This window comes from Rhizobium sp. G21 (assembly GCF_014158035.1).
Lineage (GTDB): Bacteria > Pseudomonadota > Alphaproteobacteria > Rhizobiales > Rhizobiaceae > Rhizobium_E.
Map to the genome: position 1 here is coordinate 2,058,098 of NZ_JACFXW010000001.1, position 23,378 is coordinate 2,081,475.

The window sequence follows — 23,378 nt, forward strand, 5'->3', positions numbered from 1 at the left end:
GCGCACGCTGATCTAGCCTGATCGTCGTCCAGACAGGAGCCCGCGATGACGCTGAAGCAATTCGATCTCTCCGGCCGCAAGGCAGTCGTGACAGGCGCCAGTCGCGGCATCGGCCAAGCCATTGCGATCGGTCTCGCCGAAGCGGGGGCCGATGTTGCAGTCACCGCCCGCGACATCCAATCGCTTGCCGCGACCGTGGCGGCCGTCGAGGCGGCCGGGCGCAGGGCTGCGGCGGTGGCGCTCGACGTGCGGGACACTTCCGCCTGCGCCCGCGCCGTCGATACTGCGGTGGAGGCGTTGGATGGGCTCGACATCCTCGTCAACAATGCCGGCTATGAGGAAATCCGCCCCTCGCTCGATGTCGACGAGGCGCTGTGGGACAGGATCGTCGACACCAATCTCAAAGGCGCTTTCTTCATGGCCCAGGCAGCGGCGCGACGCATGGACAAAGGCGGGGCGATCGTCAATCTCTGCTCGCTCACCTCCTATGTCGGCGTGCCCACAGCCATACCCTATGGCTCGTCGAAATCGGGGCTGATGGGCATGACGCATGCGCTCGCAACGGAATGGGCCGGGCTCGGCATCCGCGTCAACGCCATCGCGCCCGGCTATTTCCGCACCGCCATGACCGACGTTTTCTATGAAAACGACGACTGGGCCGCGTCCATGCTGCAGAAGATCCCGCAGCGCCGCTTCGGCGCGATGGAGGATGTGGCCGGCAGCGTCGTCTTCCTCGCCAGCGACGCATCGCGTTATGTGACGGGCGTCTGCATTCCCATCGACGGCGGCTACCTCGCCTCGATCTGATCAATCCGCAGGCAGGGTGCAATATTAGGCATTTCGTTTGACGCCCTGCCGGCACATGTATAGACATCTTACTCGAAACGTCTGCAAGAGCGCTCCCATGACCAAGGTTTCCTTCCACGAACTCGCCACACTCGACGCCAGCCAGCGCGCCGCTCTCCTCCGCCGCTCCGAAACCGATCTCTCCAGCTTCATGGACAGAGCGCGGCCGATCATCGAAGCCGTCCGCACGGAAGGCGACGCGGCGCTCGCCCGTTTCGGCCGCGAACTCGATCGCGCTGATATCACTGAAGACCGCCTCAAGGCCACCGAGGCCGAATTCGACGCCGCCTTCGATCTCGTCGACAAGGACGTGATCGGGGCGATCCGCTTCGGCATCGACAATATCCGCCGCTTCCACGAGGAGCAGAAGCCCGAGGCGATGTGGCTCAAAGAAATGCGGCCCGGCGCCTTCGCCGGCGACCGCTTCACGCCGATCAAGTCGGTGGCGCTCTATATTCCGCGCGGCAAGGGCGCGTTTCCCTCCGTGACAATGATGACCGCCGTGCCGGCCGTGGTGGCGGGCGTGCCGGATCTCGCAATCTTCACGCCGCCCTCGCCCGACGGCTCCGTGGATGCCGCCACGCTGGTCGCCGCCCGGCTCGCCGGCGTCGAAACTATCTATAAATGCGGCGGCGCCCAGGCCGTGGCCGCAGCCGCCTATGGCACCGAGACCATCAAGCCGGCGCTCAAGATCGTCGGACCGGGCAGCCCCTGGGTGGTGGCCGCCAAGCGCCTGCTCTCCGGCGTCATCGATCCCGGCCTGCCGGCCGGCCCGTCCGAAGCCGTCATCTTCGCCGACGACACTGTGCATGGCGGTCTCGCCGCGCTCGACCTGCTGATCGAGGCGGAACATGGCCCGGACTCCTCCGCCTATCTCGTCACCCATTCGCGCCGCGTGGCCGAAGAAGCGCTGGCGGCGCTGCCCGAGCATTGGGCGCGCATGACCGAACAGCGCGTGGCCTTTTCCTCCGCCGTGCTCGGCGGCGCCTATGGCGGCGTGGTGCTGACGCCGTCGCTGGAAGAGAGCTATCGCTTCGTCAATGATTACGCGCCGGAACATCTGGAAATCCTGTCGACCGATCCCTTCGCCCATCTCGGCAAGATCACCGAAGCGGCCGAAATCCTGATGGGGCCGCATACGCCGGTCTCGATCGGCAATTTCGGTCTCGGCCCCAACGCTGTTCTTCCCACCAGCCGCTGGGCGCGCACCTATGGGCCGCTGTCGGTGACGGACTTCGTCAAGCGCTCGTCGATCGGCTATGTCACGGCCTCCGCCTATCCGGAATTCGCCCATAACGCCCGGCTGCTGGCGCGGTACGAAGGCTTCTCCTCACACGAGCATGCGGTGTCTTCCGTCCGCGACGCCTATCTGCCGAAGTGAGGCCGACATGAAGACGGTCAGGCTCCATCAAGCAGGCGACCTGCGCGTCGAAGATATCGCGACGCCCGGGCCGCTCGCGTCAGGCTCGGTGCGGATCGCAGTGAAGGCCGCCGGCATCTGCGGCTCAGACCTGCACAATTATCGCACCGGCCAATGGATCAGCCGATCGCCTTCGGTGGCCGGCCATGAATTTGCGGGCGTGATCACCGAAATCGCATCCGATGTCGTGGGCCTCGAACCCGGCGATCTCGTCGCCGCCGACAGCCGCTACTGGTGCGGCGACTGCGCCGCCTGTCGCTCCGGCCGCCGCAATGTCTGCGAAAAGCTCGGCTTTGTCGGCGAAGTCTGCGACGGCGGTTTCGCCGAGGAATGCGTGCTGCCAGCCCGACTGGTGACGCTTTGCCCTGGCGATCTCTCGCCCGAGATCGCCGCCATGGCCGAACCGCTCGCGGTGGCGCTGCACGCCATCAAGCGCCTGCGCCCGCCCGCCGGCGAGCCGGTGCTGGTGGCGGGCTGCGGCCCGATCGGCGGGCTTGCGGCGCTGCTGCTGTCCCGGCTGCATGACGGGCCGATCCTGATCGCCGAGCGCAATGCGGCGCGGGCGGCCCTCGTCAGCGATGTCGCGGGCGCCCGGCGCGTCGATCTCGACGCCGGCTCCCTCGCGGCGGCGCTGGATGGACAGCCTCTGCGCCATGCGCTGGACGCCACGGGCAGTATCGACGCACTGGAAGCGCTGGTTGACTTGCTCTCCGGCGGCGGCGCGCTGGCGCTGGTCGGCATTTCGCATGGCAAGCTGTCGCTCGATCCCAACCTGCTGGTCGAACGCGAGATCGCCTTGATCGGCTGCCACGCTTTCGAAGACGAACTGCCGGAGGCGGTGGCGATGATGCCGGCGCTGTCCGAGAAACTCGGCAGGCTGATCGAGGCGCGCATCACGCTCGACGACACGCCCGCCGCCTATGAGAGGTTGCTGGAGGGTCGCGCCGCCGGCCTGAAAACCATCATCGTCCCACAACAGGGAGGCGGTCATGGCTAACCTGCCCGAAACGGCCGGGCCGCTCTACGAGAAGGTCAAGGATTATATTCTCGACCATATCGGCAGCGGCGCCTGGGGCAAGGATCAGCGCGTTCCCTCCGAACACGAGCTGGTTTCGATGCTCGGCGTGTCGCGCATGACCGTGCATCGGGCGCTGCGCGAACTCACGAGTGACGGCCATCTCGTGCGCATCCAGGGGGTCGGCACCTTCGTCGCCCCGCCGAAACCCTATTCGACGCTGATCGAGATCGTCGATATCGCCAGCGAGATCCGCGCACGCGGCGCGCGCTACAGGGCCGATATCCTGCTGCTCGAAAGCCTGCAGCCGAGCCAGGAACTGCTGGCCGCCTTCGACTTCGCCACCCGCAGGCCGGTCGGCCATTCGGTGATCCTGCATCATGAAAACGACATGCCTGTCATGATCGAAGAGCGTTTCGTCAATTCCGACCTCGCGCCCGATTACGACAAGCAGGATTTCTCCGCCGTGACCACCTACGACTTCCTGCAGAAGAGCACGCCGCTCACCGAAGTCGAACAGGTGATCGCCGCCATCACCGCCGACGAGGAGACCGCCCGCATGCTGGCGCTGGAGGCCGGGGCGCCGTGTCTGCTTCTGCATCGCCGCACCTGGACCGGCTCGACCGTCGCCACCGTCAACCGCTTCACTTATAGCAGCCGCTATACACTCGGCAGCCGCTATACGCCCGGCTCCATCCGTTGAGCCGTCGCTGTCCACACATGCCCGAAGGAGCGGATCATGATTGAAACGCCGAAGAGCCGCACCGCCGAAATCCGCGCGCTGGCCCGCACGGACGAGCCCCGCGCCCTTGCTCAACTCTCGACGCTCCTGTCCGAGCTGTTCTCTATTTCGCCCAAAAATCTCGCCATCAATCACGACCAATACAGCCTGAATTCGCTGAACGGCTTCTTCGAGGCGGATGGCAAGGCTTACTTCTTCAAATTCCATCAGGAAGAGGGCGAGGAGGCGATGACCGGCGAATATTATCGCGCCGACATTCTCGCCCGCGCCGGATTGCCGGTCGATCAGCCGGTGATGATGTCGGTTCTGCCGGGCGAGCAGATCCTGGTCTATGCCCGGCGCTCCGATCCGCGTTTTTCCGACGTGCTGCGCGGCTTGGATCTCCAATCCGACGCCGAAGCCCAAGCGGAGGCCGTGGCGGCCGAAGCCGAGTTGAACGACCGTCTTCTGGCCGTCTATCGCGAGACCCTGCATCCGATCACCGCCGATCAGGCCCGGGCCGAGCCGATCAACCGGCTGTTCTTCGAGCGAATGATCGAGCCCGCCACGCGCCGGCCGCCCGGCGGGCGCTATCGCGATTTCTATATCGGCCAGAGTTTCCGGTTCCCCGGCGTCAGCCTCGACTGGGAGAGGTTCTCGACCGCACGGGTGAGCATCAACGGCCAGGCCTATCGCGACACGTTCGGCGCGCTGTTCACCCGCGCCGCGGAACGGCTGAACCCGATCCATCTCGCGTCCGCCGGCGGCGTGGTCGCCCATGGCGACGCGCACAACGCCAATGTGTGGTTCGCGCGGCGGGCGGAGGGCGGCGCGGCGCTGTCCTTCTTCGACCCGGCCTTTGCAGGCGAGCATGTGCCGGCGCTGCTCGCCGAAGCCAAGGCGACGTTCCACAACATCTTCGCACACCCTTTCTGGCTCTACGATCCAAGGGAGGCTGCGCAGCGTTACTCGGCGAGCGCCGTCTATCGCGACGGCGTGCTCTTGCTCGAGACCGATTGGGACCTGAGCCCCGTCCGGCAGGCGCTGCTGGAGACCAAGGCCGAACGGCTGTGGCGGCCGCTTCTGGCGCTGCTAAAGAGCCGGAACATGCTGCCGGAGGACTGGCGCGAGACGCTGAAACTGGCGCTCTCCCTCTGCCCCACACTGGTGATGAATCTCCGCGCCGGCGCCGCCTCGCACAACGAGATCTCCTCGGCCATCGCTTTTTCCGTCGCCATGCAGATGGGCTCGGAGCCGCTCGGAGACGGCGACCGGTTGAGCCGTTTTCTCGATGCGGTCACGCCTGGCTGAGGCGATCTGCGCGCCTTCAGGGTTTAGGCGTCGTCGAAACTGACGCCCAATTCCGTCAGCTTGCGCCAACGCACGGTGCAGGGCCGTATCGCGCCATCCTGAAACTGCAGGCCGAACGTGTCAGGCGCGAGCAGCGCCTGCTCCATCGCAAGCTTTGCGCCGGTCTCCGAAAGATTGCGGATCATGCAGTCGAGCGTCGATCCGCCATGATGAAACACGATCCGCCCCGCCTTCAGCGAGCGTAATCTCGGCGCGATACGTTTGTTCTCACCCTGCACCGGATCCACCATCGCATTCCCTATCAACCGCGCTGCGCATAGCGCAGTAAAGAGGTTGTAGCGGCATAAAATTAAGGTAACTTGAGAAATTGGGTGCAAATTTGCGCGATTGGGGAGCGCAAGCGTGACGAGGCAGGTTCTGCGACCTTCCTGTTTCTATTGATGCTCAGCAGAGAGGAAAAATGGTGCCGCTTACGTGACTCGAACACGTGACCCCATCATTACGAATGTTACGGTCTAGTATCTCTGCCGATCTCTTTCGACACAATTTCCACTGATTTTAAACGATATTTTTTGAGCGACCGGTTTCAAGACTTGTGATTTCTCGCAATTCTGAGTACTGTTTGAGTACTGCATAATTGCCCGAGACGCCATCGACATGAAAATTACCAAGCGTTTTCTCGACCAACTCGCACCCTCGTCAAGAGACAACTTCTACTTCGACGAAGGTTTGACCGGGTTCGGCGTTAAGGTGACGAAAGGCGGCAAGAAGAACTTTATTGTCCAAGCGCGCATTGAGGGAGTTGCGAGACGGTTTACCATTGGCGAGTATGGCCGGCCGTGGTCTTTGGATCAGGCTAAGGACGCAGCGGTCCAACTGCTTGCCGAGGTGAGTAAAGGTAATGATCCGCGAACCGCCAAAAAGCCCGGCAAGAAGCGATCCTCCTGAACCATCTCATTGAAGACTATCTCGAGCGGGGCACTTCACAAAAAAGCAATCAACGATCGATTTTGAAAACGGCCTCATAAAACGGCATATTGCCCCCTCTTAGGTAAATCAAAGGTTATCGACCTCACTCGGGCAGATATCCAGAAATTTCAGGTTTCCATCGCAAAGGGAAAGACCGCAGCAGATGTAAAGACGCGGCCTCGAGGGCGGGCAATCGTCACAGGGGGCAAAGGGGCTGCAAACCGCACCCTAGCATTGTTGTCGTCCATTCTAACGTTTGCGGTGAACGAGGGACATCGAACGGACAATCCCGCCAAGGGCATTAAGCACTACAAGCTTGAGAAGCACGAACGCTACCTTACCGCCTCTGAATTGGATCGTCTCGGAACTGCTCTCTCGAATGCAGAAAAAGCCGGTGTAAGTCCATACGTCGTGGCTGCTATTCGGTTTCTGATTTTGACCGGATGCAGGCGTCATGAAGCACTGACTCTGCGTTGGGAATGGCTCGACTTCGATCACAACCTAGCAAAATTGCCAGATAGCAAGACCGGCAAGAAGGTTCTTCTCCTAGGATCCGCAGCCATGGAACTTCTGAAGCTGTTGCCCAAAGTGTCTGGCTCCGAGTTGGTCTTTCCATCGGCCGCCGGGGGGATGACACCCATTAGCATCCAGAAGGCATGGGCCAAGATAAGGGAGGCAGCGGAACTGACTGATCTCCGGCTGCACGACCTCCGCCATAATTTCGCCAGCTCTGCTGTTTCGTCGGGAAACAGTCTCTATATCGTGGGCAAATTGTTAGGTCATACACAAACGCAGACCACCCAACGCTATGCCCATTTGGCGGCCGACCCGCTGCATGATACCGCCGATTCTGTGTCATCAAAACTGAATGAACATCTGAAAAAGCCTTAAACGGCTCGCCTATCTTTACAACCGTCCGACTTGGTAAATTCACTCGGCAGCAGCGATTCGGCGTTTTTTCCGCAAAGTTCTATATTCGTGTATAGGCTGTGAACTTTTTTTGGCACGCATATGTACACCATTGTTTTTATTGATTTTTTTAGCTCGCCCGTTCTCATTTTTTTCTGGCACAAGTAATTGTTTTAAGTTGGAAAACAGCTGCGTTGAAAAAAGGCCCTTATAAGCCTTTGAATCTCATTTCCTTTCTTTTCGATTTTACGACGTTTGAGATTTGGAAAAATCGAGACATCTCGCGAATGACAGAAGTCGCGAAATTTGCTATAACTTTTCTGCACTAAACAACTGAATAACAAAAGAAAATCTAAGATCCGGAGAAAAAATACTCACTTCCGGAGAGGCCGATCTGTGACCAAAAAAGGAGAACTTACATGAAAAAACTAAGAGGGAAGGCGTCCCTACGACGGCGCCAGAAAGTGGTGCAAGCATTACTCCGGATAGCAAGCTCTCTGGATCTCGAACTAGATGACCCGGTTCTGACGGACGTCCTGATCAGCCGCCTACCGAATGGCACCGCCGAACAAGTCGTATTCGGGGCAAATGATGCAGCGAAATACCTCGGCGTCGCGCCCAAAACTTTGGCGATGTGGAGATGGAAGGGCACTGGTGGCCCTCCGTTTCAGAAACATGGTTCCAAGGTGGTCTACCGTCGCTCGGATTTGACCTCTTTTCTGCAAGCCACCCAAAGAACATCCACCTCTCAGCGACCCGCCTGATTGGAGTAATTCATGAATAGCATCTATCCGCGAAACCGATCGGTCGAAGTCCTCGACAATACGGGCCGTCTGGTTCACACTTTAGATCTGGAAGCGCCTACGAGAAGCCATCTATTCACACGCCATCATCAGTTGTTTAAACCGCGCGAGGCGGTCCGGTTGCACCCGGCGCTATTGCGCACAATTCAACTTCACGGCCTACCAGACCATGTTTCCGACGCGAACGCGGCCGCATGGGCAGGCGACGTCATGTCGTTCTTGGACGACTTCTGTATCCCCTGCCCTTCAGGATACCTGTCGGAATACCTTCCACATGTTGGCCCTTCAGATGGAGCTTTGGAATCACAATTGGCGACCCTCATGAGCGAGGCCCTGACGTTCCCAACAGTTCAGCACATCAGAAACTTCGCAGACACCGTGGATACTGGCTATCGGACTTCGATCTACGTCATTCTTCAAAAGCTCTACACCATCGCTGAAGCGTGGCGGGTTGATGAGATTCAATGGGGATTGTTCACATCAGCCCCAGACTGGGAAGGCAGAAAGAATCCTCCAAGCTATGAAAACCCTGAACGAGCCCTGCACTACCTAATCAGGTTCGTTTACGGCATGGTCACAACTGAAGGCAACCAACGTGCTAACAAATACTCAAGGGCCTTGAGTCCGCTATTCAACGCGCACGTGCCGGCAGCGAGCTTAATCGCTCAGATTGAGGCGCGTGGTGGGCTTGAGGCGATGTCTAGACACCGGCCTGAAGATTTTGATGCGGCACCGCCAGACGACAATGCCGCTGGTCCCTTGGACCACACGACGGATCGTGAAGTTAGCTCATCTATCTCACATGGTCATCGGCGTGATGAAGAAGGCCCGTTCCTAGCAACAAGCATGGCTGTCCCACGCCATCTGATCGATAAGCTTTCTTCACTGATTGGAAGGAACGCCGTTGCAGAAATCAGCGTAGATGGCTCAGTTGGGCTTGGAATACAAATCAAGCTTATCGAAGTTTCAGGATGATGTTTTTATCCTTAAATACATAATATCCCTCCTGATACCTAACATATCCCATACTCAATACCCCACTACACTCATAACCACATACTTTTCTAACATAGGTATGTGGTTATGACATGGAGAAACTATGTCCAAGAGAAAACCAATTCGAGATATCAATGAGTATATACGCATTCACAATAACTTCCGTGCTATGATGATCGCCTATTTTCACACGAAACGAGGAAGAACGGTGGATCGTAGCGTTAAGTCGATCGTATTCGACAATCGACCATCGTTGCTTTACGCAACGAACATGGCGGCACGTAAAGCCGTCGCAATAGCCTCCACCGAGGTTCTTAAACCGATATTTGTACCGAAAAAGCAAGCTTGCTATTTCGTGACAGTCGCGTTTTCAAACCACGTTACGAGTATAAAAGATGGCCCGGAATTTGACACTAAACGCATCCGAGATTGGGCGGCAGACACTTTCTCGTGTTTCGATTTTCTTGGAACCATCGAAGCCGGCTACTTTACCAACATGCGAGCCATCAACGCGGCAGATTCCAACATGCTGTCTTGGCACTGCCACGCTATTGTTTGGGGTATCGGGCGTGACGCCTTACGTGACATCAGAGCTGCAACGAACGGACATCACACTACGTTGCGCCCCGACGGTAAGCCATTCCATTTCAAGAAAGTCGGGGGCGAAACGATCATTGAACAGGTTGTGTATATGTTGAAGCACGCAGTCAATAGCTATCGCATAGTCCCATGTAAGGCTGATGTCGTCGACAGCGAAACTGGCGAAATTGGCCGGCTTCCCACTGGAAAGACGTTGGTCAAGAAGCGGGCCGTTCGGCAAGGTGAAGCTGTCGAGATTCACAAAGCATTCGGCGAGAGGACCATTGACGAATTGATGATCGCAGGGGGCCGAGGCAAAAAGCTAAGAAAGGCGATCCTAAAGCGAGCACGCAACTTGCTCACGGCAAACGATTTGATGCCAACTGGTGTATAGGTGGCGGTACGGCTGCGGAATTGGCGATACCGCCCGGCCTCGCTGGAATACGCAGCCCGAAGGTTAGCGGTGACCGTCCGATAGTCACTGCAAGAGTTTTGCCTTGATGCGCGCGATGAGTTCTTCAGAGGTGGCTCGGTTTGTCTAAAAGTTCGGAGCGTTTTGCTAAGTGGATTTCCGCCTCGATTATGCCGCCACCCTCATTGGTGGCAGCGCGTTCAATTAGCGCCTGATCCGGCGTCTGCCGGTCAAGCGATGAATGCGGGTGTCTGGTGTTGTAAAAGGTTAGATAGCGCCCGATGCTTGTGCGGGCCTCGGACACGGTTTGGTAGCCGTGAAGGTAGATCTCCTCGTATTTGCTCGACCGCCAGAGCCGCTAGACGAAGACATAGCCCCGCTATGCACCCTTGCCGTCCATTGAGATGTTGCGCAGCCGTCTTTAGCACGGTCGTGAAGTCAATGGAGTTGAACTGTGAGCCCTGATCGGTGTTGAAGATCTCGGGTTTGCAATAGCAAGCCAGAGCGTCCTCGACCGCCTCGATGCAGAAAGTCGCCTCCATCGCGATCGAGAGCCGCACGACAAGACCCGACGGCTGAACCAGTCCACGACAGCGAAGAGATACCGCCGATATCAGCGACCTGCTGCCCTTCAACTTCGCCAAAGAAAACGCTGGCTGATATAAGCGACCTCAAGAAAAGCCCATCCGGTCAAGCCGACCGCGTCAAGGCGCATGGAAATGAGCACTTACGATAATCCAATGTTTAGTGCTGAGTCAAAAAGGCGATACTTCTTCGTCCGCGATACGGTGCTCGTTTGCCGTCGGCAAAAGATATTGCGGTTGCGGTGCTGCCGATGCAGTCTACTCCGCGTGGGCGGATTTGCTTAATAGATGAAGTCTCCGGCGACGGAGACACCAAACTGCTCAATCATGGCGCGATCAGTTTCGTGTTCGCTCATAACGACAGCGACGATGCCGCCCTAAGGCAAAAAGAGACTTCTTCAACAGCCTGCTGGTCGGTCAGGATGACCATCAAAAAAGTATGAGAGAGACCATCACGTGAACGATCAACTCTCTGGCGGTTCTTTCTTGTTGGTGTCCGCATTTTCAGCCAACGTTTGAGAACTTGGTGTGATCCAGTCCAACACCATTACTGTGGCGAACAACGCGGCAAAAGTTGGCAGGTAAACAAGGACTTCATACAAGCCCCGCCACGATGCTGGATTATCGAGCCACAATGCGAATGAGCCTCTTGTGTGCGGACTTCCTCTCATCACCCTTTTCAAAACGTCAATGACAGAGAGATACGTCCAAACTCCGTTTTGGAGATACCAGACAATCTGCAGCACCAACACCATAGCGCCGCCAACAAGTAACAAACCCTTCAGTAGCTTTACCATACCCGTCATTCCGGCACGCCTTTTGTAACTCAGATGAGTCTGCAATGTATTGGAATGAAAAAGCCAGACTATCTGAACCTACTCCTCCAAAATTTCGTTCGCGCATTGAAACCGCAGGACTGTCGTATGATAGACCAATATCGCTTCTGCGGTTATGGGAGGGAGTTCTTCATTATTTTGATTTCCTTGAGACAGACCTTGAAATAACATTCCAATGGTCAGCATTTTAAACGCCCTAGGACCTTGTGTTCGGATACTCCGCTCCACGTCAAAGCATATTTTCTCTCGTTCAAGACCATCCTTTAACATAAATGCCATTTTATCTAATACGATCGCACCGTCGGCCTTTGATATCGGATAATCCCGATAATTATCAGCTGGAATTTCATCCAATTTATCTAGATAAACTTTCAACATGTCAATTGCTTTTGCTTCTGTTGGATCGGTTGGAGGATACGACTTTCCGGAAATTTGAGCCATCCGAACTAGTTCTTCAAAAACGACACTATCGGCCTTTGCAGGCATCGCCAAAGAGAGGGTCACCAACATCGACACCCAAACAAGATAGCGATGCCTGTATTGCGACCACCTAAAACGGGGAGAAAACTGAGCTATGCTCCGCTTTGCGTTGAGATAGGCACTCAAAATAGACCTCCTAAATTTCACCATCAGTAAACCTACACGTTGTTACGCCGAATAAACCCAGAGTAATTCCCGCGCCCGATCATGCTCTCAATTTAATATGGGCGTATTGCACGGTCGATTGTCAAGGCTGCAATACGTTTCTTGGCGGCATGGATGCCAAGAAAATCATTGGGTGGAATCTACGGAAACTGAGGGTGCCAAAAGGGTGGTCGCAGGAGCGGCTAGCTTTGGAAGCGAACGTTGACCGGACATATATCGGCAAGGTCGAACGTGGGTCGGAGAATGTGACGATCTCAACGTTGGAGATTATTGCCAAAGCCCTCGGAGTGCCGTTAGCCACCCTTTTGATAGAACCCGAGAAAGATGAACCACCGCCACCGCCGATGAGGGCGGGACGAAAGTGGAAGCACCGAAATTCGCTTGACAAGGAATGACAGTAGGGACCGGTCATAATTGACTTCGCGAAGTCTAAGAGGCTGCCCCAAAAAGAAATCGGTAATTTAAAGAGGTTTGGATTACTTCGGATCTGCAGAGACGTCGAGCGATCCATCGCATCAGCCGAAGCGTGGATCATGATCGCCCATATTCGCCTCATCACCAGAAGGCTCGCAAGATATCTATATCGTTGACGTCCTTTCGAATCAGTCTTTAAGTGCTCGACTCGAAACTCAAAGGCGTTGAAAAACTGGCGATTTCGGCTCGAAAAATTGGGCGCATGAAATCTCAATAGAATCGTAAAATTGCGTGACGAAGACTATCTCGGCGATATGACGGCAATTTATTGTATAATTTCTATGACATATTCTCGGTCAGGCTCTAATTCCGAAGTCGAACGACATGTTTGGGCGGCGCGGTGTATCACCTGTGTTTAATTTTTGTCGGTCTTAAATTAGGTATTGAACTGTTCATGGGGCGCCGGTCCAAAGATCGGCGAGGATGGCGGAACGGACCGAAATGCAATTGATTGATAAACCTAATTTGCAGACCAAACTTAAACATTGAGTTTTCAAACCATTGCGTTAATTTTCGACCGGGGCAACGGAGAGAATTTTTATGTCTTTGACTGGAGAACTGAAGCAGAACTTTAAGGAAATGCTTTCGAACATTGAATTTAGAGGATATTCATCGGCGGAGCAAAAATACATAATAAAAGAAATGGAAGTATGCTACGAAAAATCCACCACTGCGCGAGCGATGCTGGATACCATATGGAGCCGCTCGCAACCAGTTAAGATTGTTAACTCTGAAGACATGGCCGTGAAGAATGGTGTACTTCGGGTAGGGGTAGATTACCTGAAGAAATATGTCGAGATTGACAATACTGGAAAGGCGGTCGAAATCAGCTTCCGCGTCGCTCTTCTGCACGAGTTTTCGCACTTGTTGAACCGTCTTAAGGATCGTGACGAGGCGTCAGTTTCTGTAGGCGACTATTTGGGAGATAATGTCCGTGCAGAAAATCAGTTTCGGTTGGAGTTGGGTGTGGATGCCCGCGTGTCCTACGATAGCATCGTCACGAGAAAGTTTGCCAACGAGTTCGGTAACATTTTCAGTCGGGACTCGCAGTTTGACTTGATACTTGCGATTGGCGAGAAGCCTAGTTATCTCCACGACGTCGATACGCAACAGATGGGCAACTCTCGCGAACTAATTATTGACGGGGCTAACAAGAACAATACTTATCACACCGGTGGTGGGAATGACGTTATCCAAGCTCGTGGCGGAAAAGACACGGTGTTTGGTGGTGACGGTGACGATAAGGTCTACGCCGGCAGGGATGTCGACAGAATTTATGGCGGTTCAGGGAATGACAGGCTCTACGGCGCTGAAGGTGGCGACTTTATCTGGGCTGGTACGAAGTTCAACGACAGCCAAGACACAGGTTCAAACTTTGCTGACGGTAACGTAGGGAACGACTTTCTCTACGGCAGCTACGCGGCTGACACTTTAATCGGAAGCCAAGGCTCTGATACTATTCAGGGCGGGAATGGTGATGACTGGATCTACGGTGACTATAATGTCAGCCAATGGGTTGCGGGAAATGACCAAGCGTGGCGGTGGGTTTTTCACACCAAATACTATATTCGCGATGGAGACTACGGCTATGCCTACCTGCGTGATGGAAAATGGAAAGATAGTGAGTATTTCAAAGCCGCCGACGGTGGAGGCGATTACCTCAGGGGTGATGCCGGAAATGACATATTGTACGGAGACTTCGGGAGCGACACGCTTTACGGCGGCGGAGATAACGATAATCTAGTAGGCGGCTCTGGTAACGATTACCTTGATGGTGGTGATGGCATTGACATCATGTATGGCGGCACTGGCCGTGATACGCTGGTTGGCGGAGCAGGCGGGGACCGCTACGTAGACTTCGGCACAAAGGGCGAAGATCGGATCATGAGAGACGGCCGAAGGTGGAGGTGACAGTCTTATCACCGCCAGAAAAGGCAGATTCGATAACATCAAAGACTATGCGAACATTGAGAGCTTCATGTTTCTGGGACTCGATACGTTCAACTTCACATACCAAGTTTCCGATATGAGTCGGAACAGTATTGCGGTCGGAGGCGCTGACGCGACTATCCGTATAACAACGTTGGACGCGAGCGGTAGATACTACATACCCGATATCCGCCTTGGAGCTGGCAAAGACCTATTGATATACGACGTTGTCCCAGAAGGTCGTGACATATACGGATTTGGCATCTACGATGTCGATCGAACCCGCGACAAAGTAGACCTTAAATCATTAGACGTCGATTTGACCTTTGACACACTCGAAGAGTTTGAGGCTTGGCGCGATTCCCCTACCGGAACGGACCGACAGCAGGTTTTATATTACGGAGAATACGGCGGCGTTAGCTTTGCTGATGTAAGTTTTTATACGGATGGCGATGAGATACGCTCCACGACGGAAGCATCGGCCCACATAGGTACGTTTTACGACAAAGGTCTGAACCAGATAAAAAGTGACTTCAGTTTCTTTGTTCTGTGAGGGGTTTTATGCTTAAGCGCCGTTTTGACCCCACCTTCCGGATCAGCGTGCGATTGTTGATGTTGTGGCCGAACGAGGATCCGACATATGACGATTACAGGGTTTACGCATAGTACCAGTGTGGACGTGCCGGTGCAACGGTTTGAGGTCTTCCACGGGAGCGGGCCGGCGGTGCGACTGGAGCGACGAGGAGAAGGACCAAATCCTCGCCGAGAGCTATAGCGGCGAGATGTCGGTGAGTGCCGTTGCGCGGCGGCGAGCTCGAAGAAGCGCCTGCGCACATGGCTCCAGCAAAATGCCAAATACACGCCGTTGCCCGCGGCGCTTTGCTCTGACATGGCGGTTGCACCTGCTTGTCGAGGCGGTGCCATGGCTCGGCTGATCGACGCTTTTGCCGCGGCGACCTCTACAGAAGGGGTTTGTCGGTACTTCATGAAGAGTCTCATCCTGATTGACGCTGAATCTCGCCTTGATTGTCGCTGCGCACCATTTCGATGGGATTGAAATTGGGGCGGCCGTAAAGGTGGTCGTCTTCCAATGCCCATGCGGCAGGGACGCCCGGTATCGATCGCCATTCGGGCTGCGGCCACGAAGCCGTGCCATCTTCGTCGAGGCAGCCGTTTCATCGATGAAGATCAGTTTGGCGGGGTCGAGGTCAGGCTGGTTATCGAACCAGTCGCTGCGGGCACGCAGGACATCACCGCGTTGCTGCTCGCTGGCATGCGCGGTATGTGCGTTGCATCGGCAAACTCATGGCATTTGGCGAATTTTGTCACGAGTGCGGCTCCGGAACCCTAATCTTTTGAATGAACTTGGGATAATTGTTAAGGCGCAAAAGGCCGTGGACTGCATCGTTGTCTATGCAGCCGTTTCGACTAACATCAGTGCTTGTGAACGAATCGGTGTCTGGAATGAGCAGCGCCAAGGGAAGAAGTGAATGACCGTCCAGATCGACCAGATTTTTACAGCTCGTGCCGAGAGCGTTTGGCAATTTTTGCATGCTGCTGGGCAGGGTTGCTACATCCCCGCCTATCAGCGCCCATATGCTTGGGACGACGAAAACGTTGATCGCTTGATCGATGATGTCCTCAACGGACTCAATCATCTTGAAGACCGTAGCAGTGCTATTAGTTTCCTCGGAACAATTATTGCAATTCACGATACGAATCTCGTAACTGTGAAGCCGGTTTACCAGTCAGAAGTCGCGCAAAGGGTGATGACGCTGATAGATGGCCAGCAGCGAATTAGCACTTCGGTGATGATGAACATTGCTCTTCATCACCATCTCAGTAGCTTGCTGCGCCGGATTGAAAAGTCAGCAGGTGAAGCATTCGAATGGATGCGTGAGCAGGCGCAGCGGTCGCTGGCGGATCTCTGGACAACATTCGCACTCGATCAAACTATTGGTAATCCGCCGGTCTATCGCTATTACCCTCGCGTAATCCGGGCCTTTGATGACGTATGGTCTAAGAAAGGGACTCAAGCACTTTACCAATCGCCCATATCGCGACTGATATGGAACTATATTAATTATGTGGAAGAAAAGAAGGTTGAGCCTTTCAAATATCGCGTTGTGGATGAAGATGGCGCGGCTGATCCAAGACACGAATCGATAGTCAGCGTCTTTCAATACATCCAAAGTGAGATTAATTCTCTTACTGGCAAGAAAGTAGATCAGTACCACATCCCGGATGTCCAGCAAGTTATCCAAAACGACGAATTCATGAAGGCATTATGGGCTTTTGTTCCGCCGGAATCGGTCGTCACTTTCGTGACGACGCAGTCAGATCAGAAGAACTACAACTTTTTTGCGCCCTTCTCCGGACCTTGATATTTCAGAAGTACTTCAATACACGAATGGCGTTGACCATCGTAACGACTCGGTCGGAAGATGACGCTTTCGATATGTTTGAAGCGCTAAATACTACAGGCGAGCCGCTGACAGCCTTCGAGACCTTTAAGCCAAAGGTCATCGAGGCAGAAGGCTTGGACAATTACCAAGCCTCTTCGTCTTACAAAGGTGTTATCCGAATTGAGGACTATCTTGACACTTTCAAGAAAGCGGATGATCGGCAGCGCGCCACCTCTGAGCTGCTTATACCGTTTGCTCTCGCCGAGACTGGTGACAAGTTGCAGAAAAATCTGAGTGATCAACGTCGGTATCTGCGCGACTATTTCGACAAGCTTCCGTCGCTCGATGATAAGCGTGCCGTTGTTAGCTCGCTCGCCAATCTTTCTGCTTTTGTTCGCACCGGTTGGATGGCGCAGGACGATGAACCTAGCTTGGAGGGTTTCGGAAAGTTCGACGACGAGACTGGGTTTTGCTTTCAATCACTACGCGCACTTAAACATAGCGTCGCGGTCGGTGCGCTGTCTCGATTTTACGATGAGTTTCGTCGCAGTGACGAGCCAGAACGCCAACAGCGTAAGAAGGATTTGATCGACGCCGTGAAGGCATCGACGGCGTTTTCTATGCTCTGGCGAGGAGGTTTCGGGGGCACCGAGAACATCGACACCATTTATCGTAATGTAATGCGAGATGGATCGCCGGCTGACTCGATCTTGCCTTTGGCGAAGCGTCCAAAGGGTGCTTTGGGCGCTGTATCGCTGAGCGGTTACAAACGAATGCTTTGGTCCAAGTTGATCGAGAAGTTTCCGGACAAAGACGCTTGGGTCAAGGCTGCCGCCCGCGTACCCATCTATAGTCATTCATCGACAGTGGCGAAGTTCTTGCTTCTGGCCGCAAGCGATGATGCCACTCTCGACACCCAGTATGAAGGGCTAATTATTCGCGGTAGCAAGGGCCTATCTCCTACTGTGAAGGCAAGCGCATGGGGCGCTGACGTCCACTTTTCCGTAGAGCATATTGCCCCGCAGGCCAGCAAAGCTAACGGTTGGAGCGAAGACCTGTACGAAGATCCACAAACTGTCGACAGGCTTGGCAATCTGACTCTCTTGCCGTCGGCGGCAAACAGCTACGTGGGCAAGCGTCCTTGGTTGCAAAAGCGCCTTGTGTACAAGTATTTTTGCTCCGAGACGCCAGCTGAAGCAGACGCAACCTATAACTCATTTGCTACAGCTGGCCTGACAGTTAGCGCAAGCGGCGAAGCTGTGTTGGGAAAAGCGACCTACATGCCGATGTGCAAAGCGCTCAGCCGTTTTCAAAACGACTGGGGAATTGATATAGTAGATCGGCGATCAACTCGCATAGCTGAGCTTGCTTATGAACGCATAGTCGGTTGGCTGAAGCCTTAGCTATTTGTGACACACAACGCAGCCGGCAGAAGCCTCGTCGATGCCGTAGTAGTCATCAACGGTTAGGGTTTTCTCGCCAGCCAAAGGATTGACGCGACGACGAGCTAGGAGGCGCGCCCGCCGTTGCTCAAACTCCCGTTCGACGGCGTCAACGCGCTCGGGCTGCTCCAGATCAATAAGGCTTTCGCCCTGACTCCACGTAAAGGGTGAGCCGTGCTCTATTGCTGTCTTCTCATATCGTTTAGCATCCTCATAAGCGTCGGGATGTTCTCGCTTCAGTCTTACCCATTCGATCTTTTGCTGGAAGAAGCAAAATGTGCAGCCAGAACGCGTTCGCCATTGATAATACTCTGGCTCGCCAACGCCGGCGCTGTCGAGTAAATCGATAACACCCGCGCGATCGATTCCGGCTTCGCGGAGCGGAAAGTGAACTACCATGTTTCCGTTTGTTGACTGGTAGCCCTCACGGCTCGGTTCATCGGCTCGGATCGCAACGTAGGAGTGAACGACAACGCCGGCCTCGAGGTCATCCTTAAGCCAATGCTCTAAAGGACGCAATTTGAGCTGACGCGTACACCATCGAGTGCGAGGGGATGGAAGAAAGTGCTTGTATTCTTTAAGCCAGAAATCAAAATCGCGATCAGGATTCAACCGCGTGATCGGGCGGCCAAGAAAACCCTCAAGACGATCGAGGAATACATAGACCTCTGCCAACTCCTTGCCGGTATCCGTAAAGAAGTACTCCAAATCTAGATCGGGACGTGTTTGACGCATATGAACAGCCAAGGCGGCACTGTCTCTGCCGCCCGAAATGCCCAGAATATGACGCTCGCGCTTTGTGCTCATATTACCTCCACCGACTCTTCGGTTGAGAGACGTTCAACGATTCTCGCCAGTGCAGCAAGCTCGACAGTCGATCGCAAATTACGTCCACGCATGCTTAGCATGAATTCGTCAGCTAATTTTTCTGCCTGCTCGAGTTCCTTATCTGTAACTTCAAACGTGTGGAAAACCGGCTGTTCTTTTGGATTTAGGCCGACCATTACCGAAATGGCCTGCGAGGTTGGCGCTCTGCCCTTCACCCCCGCAAAGGTCTCTGCTTCTCGGAAACGGCGCGAGAGCTTGGCAAGTTCGAACAGCGCCTGCTCGTGCTCTCGATCCGACCAACTACGCGGTGGCTTATGTACCAATAAGCTTGCCAAACCCTCGATGTCCCCTGCTTCGCCTTCAAAGGCACCTGCTCGCATAGCGAATGCATCTAAACGAAGGTCGGCTGTCACGCCCGCAGCTGTGACAGCCCTGCTGCCCAATCCCTCAAACGTCTCCTTATCAACGCCAAGGTGATCGGCAACAGCACACTTAAGTGTCTCAAGCATTGCTGGATATGCTGTCTCACAGGTTGCAAGTGCCTTAGCGACCGTGGCAGCGGGATCGATGTCGTCTTTTAGAATCTCAACTAGGTCGGAGAATAGCAACGCTTCCGGATCCTTGGCTCTCAAAATAGCGTCCCGTACTCTTGTAACGCCGAGCGGCAATTTCAGGGTCCTCTGGCTCCAAAGAGGAAGTGCGTGAAAGCGCTGGTAAAGTGCTGAAGCCACTGGCAGTGCTTCGGCTTCTACCTTTACCGAATCTTGTGATAGTAACGTGGCAAGTCTCAGTACGAATGCGTCGTCTTTCTTTGACCGCACAACACGGCGGAATTCAACTGCCTTAGGTTCCTGCAGCATTCGATCCACAAACACATCGTCAATCAGAGCCTCGTACAGGCCATCCACATAAACAGCAATCGTGGCACGGTGTGTGATGAGAAATGCCAAAGCCAAGATCGGCATAACACCGCGCTTCATACCATATGGACGTTTGCTCCATTTGTCGTAGAGTTCATCGAGTGCCAGCCGACGGGCGGTGGATGGTACCTTCCATGCGGAGTGGAGGCTCTTTCCAGCAGTGTCGTCATTCGGATCATGGAAGCGCCACGCTCCGGATGCATCCTGACGATGGAGACTCAATGCCCTCAAAATTGTTAGATAGAGGCCTCGTTCCGCAGGAAATCCGGTTATGCCAAGGTCGGCTTCTGTGGTCCGCTGAACCATAGCGTGCATCAAGGCGCGCAGGCCAGCCATAGCACTGCTTGATGGCCGGTCCCGGTTCAGCAATTCACTTTGGATAACAGGAGCGTCATAAAAGGCGGCGTTCGATACTACTGAAGCCACGACGCTTAGAGAACGACCGTCCAAATCTTTATCACGCTCACCAAGCTGCCACCATTTCGCTGTAGAAAATGCATCGAGCAACTCTTTCCGAACAGCATCTGTTATCATCGATCGTCGCGCCGACAGCTCGCGGCGAGCAATTCGGTCACCCTCCAACTGGGGATGAGACGCTTCTATTCGATCGACTGCATAAAGATCAGTAGCGTGTTCTCTTAACATAAAAATGTTCTTTGCAATAGCTACGGCAGCGAGAACCCCAGCATCTTCAAGTGCTTTTCCAAGGACTTGCGCTGCGTGTTCTGGCTTGGCTTCAAAAGTATAAGCATCTGGCAACAATAATATCAGTGCGCCGCTTGTACGCTGCTTTCTCTTTGATAATGCATTTGCGATCGATCTTGCCCAGTCTTCACACTCCTTCGGAACATGCTCGCCGAATTGCAAGAGTACATCAAAGGTTCGAAGTGCACCCGTCTGAAAATAATGTCGTTTTGCGGCAATTGGTCCGATACCCAGTCGACCCGGTAAATCTGTTAGGGCATCGGCTTCGAGCTTCTCACTAGCCAAGCGCATAGCTTCATCAAGATCAAAGTCACTACCGGCAAAGAGAGCGTAACCGCCCAACCGAGGCTGTTTGATCAAGATCGCTCGCGAGACTAGTTCCGATAGGGCGGCATCAACTTCGAGCGCAGAGGTAGTAGGCATACACAAACGTAGAAAATCGTCCGAAACTGCAAGACCGGAGCCATTTCGGAAGAATTCGATAAGTGCAGCGGCTTTTGTTAATCTAGCGCATAGCTCATTTCGAAGTGCAGCACGTTCGATGGCTTCCATGGCGAGCGTCATTCGCGCGCCATCTGGGCCAACTGACAATGCCGAGCCGAAGTTGGCAACTAGATAATCCCATAACTGATCGGGACGGAACAATGTTTCCGCTGCTCCAAGCTCGGTTGCCATCAAATGCGCTTGAAAGCCGTAGGGCTCTGCCGACGAAAGGAAGCCGAATACGCTCCGCTCGTTTTGTGCAAAACGTTGCCGAGACACCGGCCCAAGGAGAAGCGCTGTGATGGGATGAAGAGGCCACGCCTGTCGTAAAGTGTCGGCCAAACTATCGGGATCTACAGGACGGCGAGCCGCCACTGCTTCCGCCGTCTTTCGGGCCAAATCATCCGCGAAAGACGGAATTTTGTCAACGGTGATAGCGCGTGCCAATAGGGCCGCGACTTCGTCTGCTTGGGCGACGAAAGGAACATTCTGAAAGCGACCCTGCACTTTCGCCCATTCGTCCCGAGCGGTGCGATTGAGCTTGCTAGCGTATTGCTCGAATGATTGGTGCAATACGCCAATGATTACGAGCTTACCGCCTGACCGGTTGGCGCGCTCAGCCAAATCTTGTAGCATATGAAGATCGCCCGCTTCGGCGATTGCATGCTCGAAGAATTTACCCAATTCATCAATGATCAGCAGAAGGCCGCCACGTCTTTTCGCTTCGGTTTCAAGCTGGGAGATCAAAGAACGATCGTCTGACTCAGCTTCCGAGCGTGTGGCCTTCGGCCAATTGAAAGCATTTGCGGCGGCCATTGCCAAGTCTTTAGCGAGATTAGCTCGCCGGCCTGTCAAAGCCAGAACGGCCCAATTTCCATCTTCTTCGGTAAAGGCACGACCGAATTGTGAGGTAAGTTCCGGGCCAGCGATCGTGCGAGCGATAACACGTTGCTCAGGCGCCCCTGCCACTAGATTGGCAACAAGAAGTGCGGCGCACGATTTGCCACCGCCATACGGGCCAGTCCAAGTGAATGCCCGCTGTCCGCCGTCATAGATACTGGCAACCATAGTCTCCAGCGACTTTCTAACGCTCGGCTGAAGGACATATCCAGTCAAAGGCGGGGTGCCTGACAAGTCGGAATCGAGGCGAGCGGACAGAGCGAACCGGCGCTCGACACGAACAACATCCGCAAGTGTCTTCATGCGACCCTCCGGTAGGGGTAGCTATTGGTGATAAGCGCCACTTCATCTATTGTTGAAAGTTGACGGGCCAAAGAGACCTGACGGAGTCCGGCGGTGTCTGTCCACACAATGGCGCCACTCGTCGCTTCGCCGATCTTAGCCAAGCGCGCCATTACACTGTCCTCATCAAGCTTAAAGACTTGGCCGGGCGAGCCAGCGCCGTAACTCGCCTGTTCCGCCGACAGCGTTGGAGCATTAGGGTGCCATCGCTCCCAGAATCGCTTGAGTACCAGCGCAAAGACGCCATTCTGAAGGCTGGGTTTTGGACCCCGCACAAATTCAAACTGTCCCGAAAGTCGAGATTCGCGAATTAGGGCAAGTTCGGCCAACAAAGGCTCGGCCGCATCTTCTCCGAGATCGCCGTGGCGTGGGGCATAACTGCGAAGGAAGACCTCAACGTCTCGCTTTACGGTTTCTACCGTCCCACGCGCGCCGCACCGTCGCAAGATCATAGATCGCCTCTACCAGAAGTCCGCGATCGAAAATTGATTGGTTCAACATGCTGAACGCGAAGAAAAAAGTTGTCGACAGTTCGGGTGTCGCCGCTAAGGCTGCATGAACAAGCCATAGCGTGCTCGGATCCTCCAAGAAGGGATCCAATCCTCTCTCGTTGTCCAAAAGCAACCAAGCCATGGAAGTTGGGACCATAACACCTTCCCTGTCCTCCAATATGCCGGCCGCATATGCCCAATGACGCATAGACAGCGCCATGTTTTTCCCGACACCAAATTGAGCGATCGCTGACTGTTCTTGAAATGTTCTACGTTCTGCGCCATAATACGCAACGGCGTCGAATGCCTTCTTCAGCCACAAGAGACGAAGCGGGAAAGTTTCGTGACCTGCGAATTGCAGGCGCAGGTCGGGATCATTGAGGGCATCTTTCATGCCGCTACCTTACTGGAGG

At 54.7% G+C, this 23,378-nt stretch carries 23 protein-coding genes and 3 pseudogenes; 17 read left to right on the top strand and 9 right to left on the bottom strand.

Features of this window, described 5'->3' with window-relative positions:
* Window positions 1-45 precede the first annotated feature (45 nt).
* From H2O14_RS10465 to H2O14_RS10485, 5 genes are all read left to right on the top strand, one after another.
* A complete protein-coding gene (locus H2O14_RS10465; protein WP_182827605.1) occupies window positions 46-807 on the top strand; it encodes an SDR family NAD(P)-dependent oxidoreductase in 762 nt (253 codons plus the stop codon).
* 97 nt (window positions 808-904) lie between these two features.
* Window positions 905-2,227 carry a histidinol dehydrogenase gene (gene hisD / locus H2O14_RS10470; protein WP_182827606.1) on the top strand — a complete coding sequence of 441 codons (1,323 nt, stop codon included), beginning with the start codon at window positions 905-907 and terminating at the stop codon, window positions 2,225-2,227.
* Window positions 2,228-2,234: 7 nt separating this feature from the next.
* Window positions 2,235-3,263, top strand: coding sequence for a zinc-binding dehydrogenase (locus H2O14_RS10475; RefSeq protein ID WP_182827607.1), 1,029 nt, complete (start codon window positions 2,235-2,237; stop codon window positions 3,261-3,263).
* The gene (gene hutC / locus H2O14_RS10480) at window positions 3,256-3,984 is read left to right on the top strand and encodes a histidine utilization repressor (protein WP_182827608.1); all 729 of its coding nucleotides are present in this window, start codon (window positions 3,256-3,258) and stop codon (window positions 3,982-3,984) included. Before H2O14_RS10475 ends, hutC begins: the two co-directional genes overlap by 8 nt.
* Window positions 3,985-4,023: 39 nt before the next feature.
* Entirely contained in the window at window positions 4,024-5,313 is a 1,290-nt protein-coding gene (locus tag H2O14_RS10485) for a hypothetical protein (protein ID WP_182829333.1), read from the top strand.
* 23 nt (window positions 5,314-5,336) lie between these two features.
* On the opposite strand, the gene H2O14_RS10490 is transcribed toward H2O14_RS10485, so the two are convergent.
* Window positions 5,337-5,603: a PilZ domain-containing protein gene (locus H2O14_RS10490; RefSeq protein WP_182827609.1), complete on the bottom strand. Its 267-nt coding sequence runs from the start codon at window positions 5,601-5,603 to the stop codon at window positions 5,337-5,339.
* 367 nt (window positions 5,604-5,970) lie between these two features.
* Between H2O14_RS10490 and H2O14_RS10495 the strand changes: the two genes are divergently transcribed.
* From H2O14_RS10495 to H2O14_RS10515, 5 genes are all read left to right on the top strand, one after another.
* Window positions 5,971-6,261, top strand: coding sequence for an Arm DNA-binding domain-containing protein (locus tag H2O14_RS10495; protein ID WP_182827610.1), 291 nt, complete (start codon window positions 5,971-5,973; stop codon window positions 6,259-6,261).
* A gap of 282 nt (window positions 6,262-6,543) precedes the next feature.
* Window positions 6,544-7,173 (top strand): site-specific integrase, encoded by a 630-nt coding sequence (locus H2O14_RS10500; RefSeq protein ID WP_182827611.1) that lies wholly within the window; start codon window positions 6,544-6,546, stop codon window positions 7,171-7,173.
* Window positions 7,174-7,610: 437 nt separating this feature from the next.
* Window positions 7,611-7,955, top strand: a complete 345-nt coding sequence (locus tag H2O14_RS29380) for a helix-turn-helix domain-containing protein (RefSeq protein ID WP_182827612.1) — start codon at window positions 7,611-7,613, stop codon at window positions 7,953-7,955.
* Window positions 7,956-7,967: 12 nt separating this feature from the next.
* Complete coding sequence (locus tag H2O14_RS10510) at window positions 7,968-8,969, top strand: hypothetical protein (RefSeq protein WP_182827613.1); 1,002 nt, start codon at window positions 7,968-7,970, stop codon at window positions 8,967-8,969.
* Between the two features lie 124 nt (window positions 8,970-9,093).
* The gene (locus H2O14_RS10515; RefSeq protein WP_182827614.1) at window positions 9,094-9,963 is read left to right on the top strand and encodes a hypothetical protein; all 870 of its coding nucleotides are present in this window, start codon (window positions 9,094-9,096) and stop codon (window positions 9,961-9,963) included.
* A 186-nt stretch (window positions 9,964-10,149) separates the two neighbouring features.
* Here H2O14_RS10515 and H2O14_RS10520 read toward each other — a convergent pair.
* Window positions 10,150-10,585: pseudogene (locus H2O14_RS10520) on the bottom strand (transposase); the annotation flags it as partial.
* 192 nt (window positions 10,586-10,777) lie between these two features.
* Here H2O14_RS10520 and H2O14_RS10525 point away from each other — a divergent pair.
* Window positions 10,778-11,008, top strand: a complete 231-nt coding sequence (locus H2O14_RS10525) for a hypothetical protein (protein WP_182827615.1) — start codon at window positions 10,778-10,780, stop codon at window positions 11,006-11,008.
* Between the two features lie 21 nt (window positions 11,009-11,029).
* Here H2O14_RS10525 and H2O14_RS10530 read toward each other — a convergent pair whose 3' ends face one another.
* Window positions 11,030-11,371, bottom strand: a complete 342-nt coding sequence (locus tag H2O14_RS10530) for a hypothetical protein (RefSeq protein ID WP_182827616.1) — start codon at window positions 11,369-11,371, stop codon at window positions 11,030-11,032.
* 69 nt (window positions 11,372-11,440) lie between these two features.
* Window positions 11,441-12,007, bottom strand: a complete 567-nt coding sequence (locus H2O14_RS10535; protein WP_182827617.1) for a hypothetical protein — start codon at window positions 12,005-12,007, stop codon at window positions 11,441-11,443.
* A 149-nt stretch (window positions 12,008-12,156) separates the two neighbouring features.
* Between H2O14_RS10535 and H2O14_RS10540 the strand changes: the two genes are divergently transcribed.
* From H2O14_RS10540 to H2O14_RS10555, 4 genes and pseudogenes are all read left to right on the top strand, one after another.
* Window positions 12,157-12,441, top strand: a complete 285-nt coding sequence (locus tag H2O14_RS10540; RefSeq protein WP_182827618.1) for a helix-turn-helix domain-containing protein — start codon at window positions 12,157-12,159, stop codon at window positions 12,439-12,441.
* Window positions 12,442-12,540: 99 nt separating this feature from the next.
* A pseudogene (locus H2O14_RS10545) lies at window positions 12,541-12,636 on the top strand (IS5/IS1182 family transposase); the annotation flags it as partial.
* Window positions 12,637-13,060: 424 nt separating this feature from the next.
* Window positions 13,061-14,431 (top strand): calcium-binding protein, encoded by a 1,371-nt coding sequence (locus H2O14_RS10550; protein WP_182827619.1) that lies wholly within the window; start codon window positions 13,061-13,063, stop codon window positions 14,429-14,431.
* Between the two features lie 67 nt (window positions 14,432-14,498).
* Window positions 14,499-15,002 (top strand): hypothetical protein, encoded by a 504-nt coding sequence (locus H2O14_RS10555; RefSeq protein ID WP_182827620.1) that lies wholly within the window; start codon window positions 14,499-14,501, stop codon window positions 15,000-15,002.
* A 510-nt stretch (window positions 15,003-15,512) separates the two neighbouring features.
* On the opposite strand, the pseudogene H2O14_RS10565 reads toward H2O14_RS10555, so the two are convergent.
* Window positions 15,513-15,731: pseudogene (locus H2O14_RS10565) on the bottom strand (IS630 family transposase); the annotation flags it as partial.
* 208 nt (window positions 15,732-15,939) lie between these two features.
* Here H2O14_RS10565 and H2O14_RS10570 point away from each other — a divergent pair.
* Together H2O14_RS10570 and H2O14_RS10575 are read left to right on the top strand one after the other, a co-directional pair.
* Window positions 15,940-16,833 (top strand): DUF262 domain-containing protein, encoded by an 894-nt coding sequence (locus tag H2O14_RS10570; protein WP_182827621.1) that lies wholly within the window; start codon window positions 15,940-15,942, stop codon window positions 16,831-16,833.
* A gap of 32 nt (window positions 16,834-16,865) precedes the next feature.
* Window positions 16,866-18,257 (top strand): HNH endonuclease family protein, encoded by a 1,392-nt coding sequence (locus tag H2O14_RS10575; protein WP_182827622.1) that lies wholly within the window; start codon window positions 16,866-16,868, stop codon window positions 18,255-18,257.
* On the opposite strand, the gene H2O14_RS10580 is transcribed toward H2O14_RS10575, so the two are convergent.
* From H2O14_RS10580 to H2O14_RS28455, 4 genes are read right to left on the bottom strand one after another with little or no spacing between them, the layout of a single operon-like run.
* Complete coding sequence (locus tag H2O14_RS10580) at window positions 18,258-19,103, bottom strand: phosphoadenosine phosphosulfate reductase family protein (RefSeq protein ID WP_182827623.1); 846 nt, start codon at window positions 19,101-19,103, stop codon at window positions 18,258-18,260.
* Window positions 19,100-22,435: an ATP-binding protein gene (locus H2O14_RS10585; RefSeq protein WP_182827624.1), complete on the bottom strand. Its 3,336-nt coding sequence runs from the start codon at window positions 22,433-22,435 to the stop codon at window positions 19,100-19,102. The genes H2O14_RS10580 and H2O14_RS10585 overlap by 4 nt, the downstream gene beginning before the upstream one ends.
* A complete protein-coding gene (locus H2O14_RS28450) occupies window positions 22,432-22,926 on the bottom strand; it encodes a DUF4007 family protein (protein ID WP_210275439.1) in 495 nt (164 codons plus the stop codon). The genes H2O14_RS10585 and H2O14_RS28450 overlap by 4 nt, the downstream gene beginning before the upstream one ends.
* Window positions 22,868-23,359, bottom strand: coding sequence for a DUF4007 family protein (locus H2O14_RS28455; protein ID WP_210275440.1), 492 nt, complete (start codon window positions 23,357-23,359; stop codon window positions 22,868-22,870). Before H2O14_RS28455 ends, H2O14_RS28450 begins: the two co-directional genes overlap by 59 nt.
* Between the last annotated feature and the right edge of the window lie 19 nt (window positions 23,360-23,378).

What these genes read in the sequence shown, in the direction of transcription:
- H2O14_RS10465 (WP_182827605.1), top strand. Translation starts at nt 46, where the DNA reads ATGACGCTGAAGCAATTCGATCTCTCCGGCCGCAAGGCAGTCGTGACA.
- hisD (WP_182827606.1), top strand. Translation starts at nt 905, where the DNA reads ATGACCAAGGTTTCCTTCCACGAACTCGCCACACTCGACGCCAGCCAG.
- H2O14_RS10475 (WP_182827607.1), top strand. Translation starts at nt 2,235, where the DNA reads ATGAAGACGGTCAGGCTCCATCAAGCAGGCGACCTGCGCGTCGAAGAT.
- hutC (WP_182827608.1), top strand. Translation starts at nt 3,256, where the DNA reads ATGGCTAACCTGCCCGAAACGGCCGGGCCGCTCTACGAGAAGGTCAAG.
- H2O14_RS10490 (WP_182827609.1), bottom strand. Translation starts at nt 5,603, where the DNA reads ATGGTGGATCCGGTGCAGGGTGAGAACAAACGTATCGCGCCGAGATTA.
- H2O14_RS10495 (WP_182827610.1), top strand. Translation starts at nt 5,971, where the DNA reads ATGAAAATTACCAAGCGTTTTCTCGACCAACTCGCACCCTCGTCAAGA.
- H2O14_RS29380 (WP_182827612.1), top strand. Translation starts at nt 7,611, where the DNA reads ATGAAAAAACTAAGAGGGAAGGCGTCCCTACGACGGCGCCAGAAAGTG.
- H2O14_RS10510 (WP_182827613.1), top strand. Translation starts at nt 7,968, where the DNA reads ATGAATAGCATCTATCCGCGAAACCGATCGGTCGAAGTCCTCGACAAT.
- H2O14_RS10515 (WP_182827614.1), top strand. Translation starts at nt 9,094, where the DNA reads ATGTCCAAGAGAAAACCAATTCGAGATATCAATGAGTATATACGCATT.
- H2O14_RS10530 (WP_182827616.1), bottom strand. Translation starts at nt 11,371, where the DNA reads ATGACGGGTATGGTAAAGCTACTGAAGGGTTTGTTACTTGTTGGCGGC.
- H2O14_RS10540 (WP_182827618.1), top strand. Translation starts at nt 12,157, where the DNA reads ATGGATGCCAAGAAAATCATTGGGTGGAATCTACGGAAACTGAGGGTG.
- H2O14_RS10550 (WP_182827619.1), top strand. Translation starts at nt 13,061, where the DNA reads ATGTCTTTGACTGGAGAACTGAAGCAGAACTTTAAGGAAATGCTTTCG.
- H2O14_RS10555 (WP_182827620.1), top strand. Translation starts at nt 14,499, where the DNA reads ATGTTTCTGGGACTCGATACGTTCAACTTCACATACCAAGTTTCCGAT.
- H2O14_RS10570 (WP_182827621.1), top strand. Translation starts at nt 15,940, where the DNA reads ATGACCGTCCAGATCGACCAGATTTTTACAGCTCGTGCCGAGAGCGTT.
- H2O14_RS10580 (WP_182827623.1), bottom strand. Translation starts at nt 19,103, where the DNA reads ATGAGCACAAAGCGCGAGCGTCATATTCTGGGCATTTCGGGCGGCAGA.
- H2O14_RS10585 (WP_182827624.1), bottom strand. Translation starts at nt 22,435, where the DNA reads ATGAAGACACTTGCGGATGTTGTTCGTGTCGAGCGCCGGTTCGCTCTG.
- H2O14_RS28450 (WP_210275439.1), bottom strand. Translation starts at nt 22,926, where the DNA reads ATGATCTTGCGACGGTGCGGCGCGCGTGGGACGGTAGAAACCGTAAAG.
- H2O14_RS28455 (WP_210275440.1), bottom strand. Translation starts at nt 23,359, where the DNA reads ATGAAAGATGCCCTCAATGATCCCGACCTGCGCCTGCAATTCGCAGGT.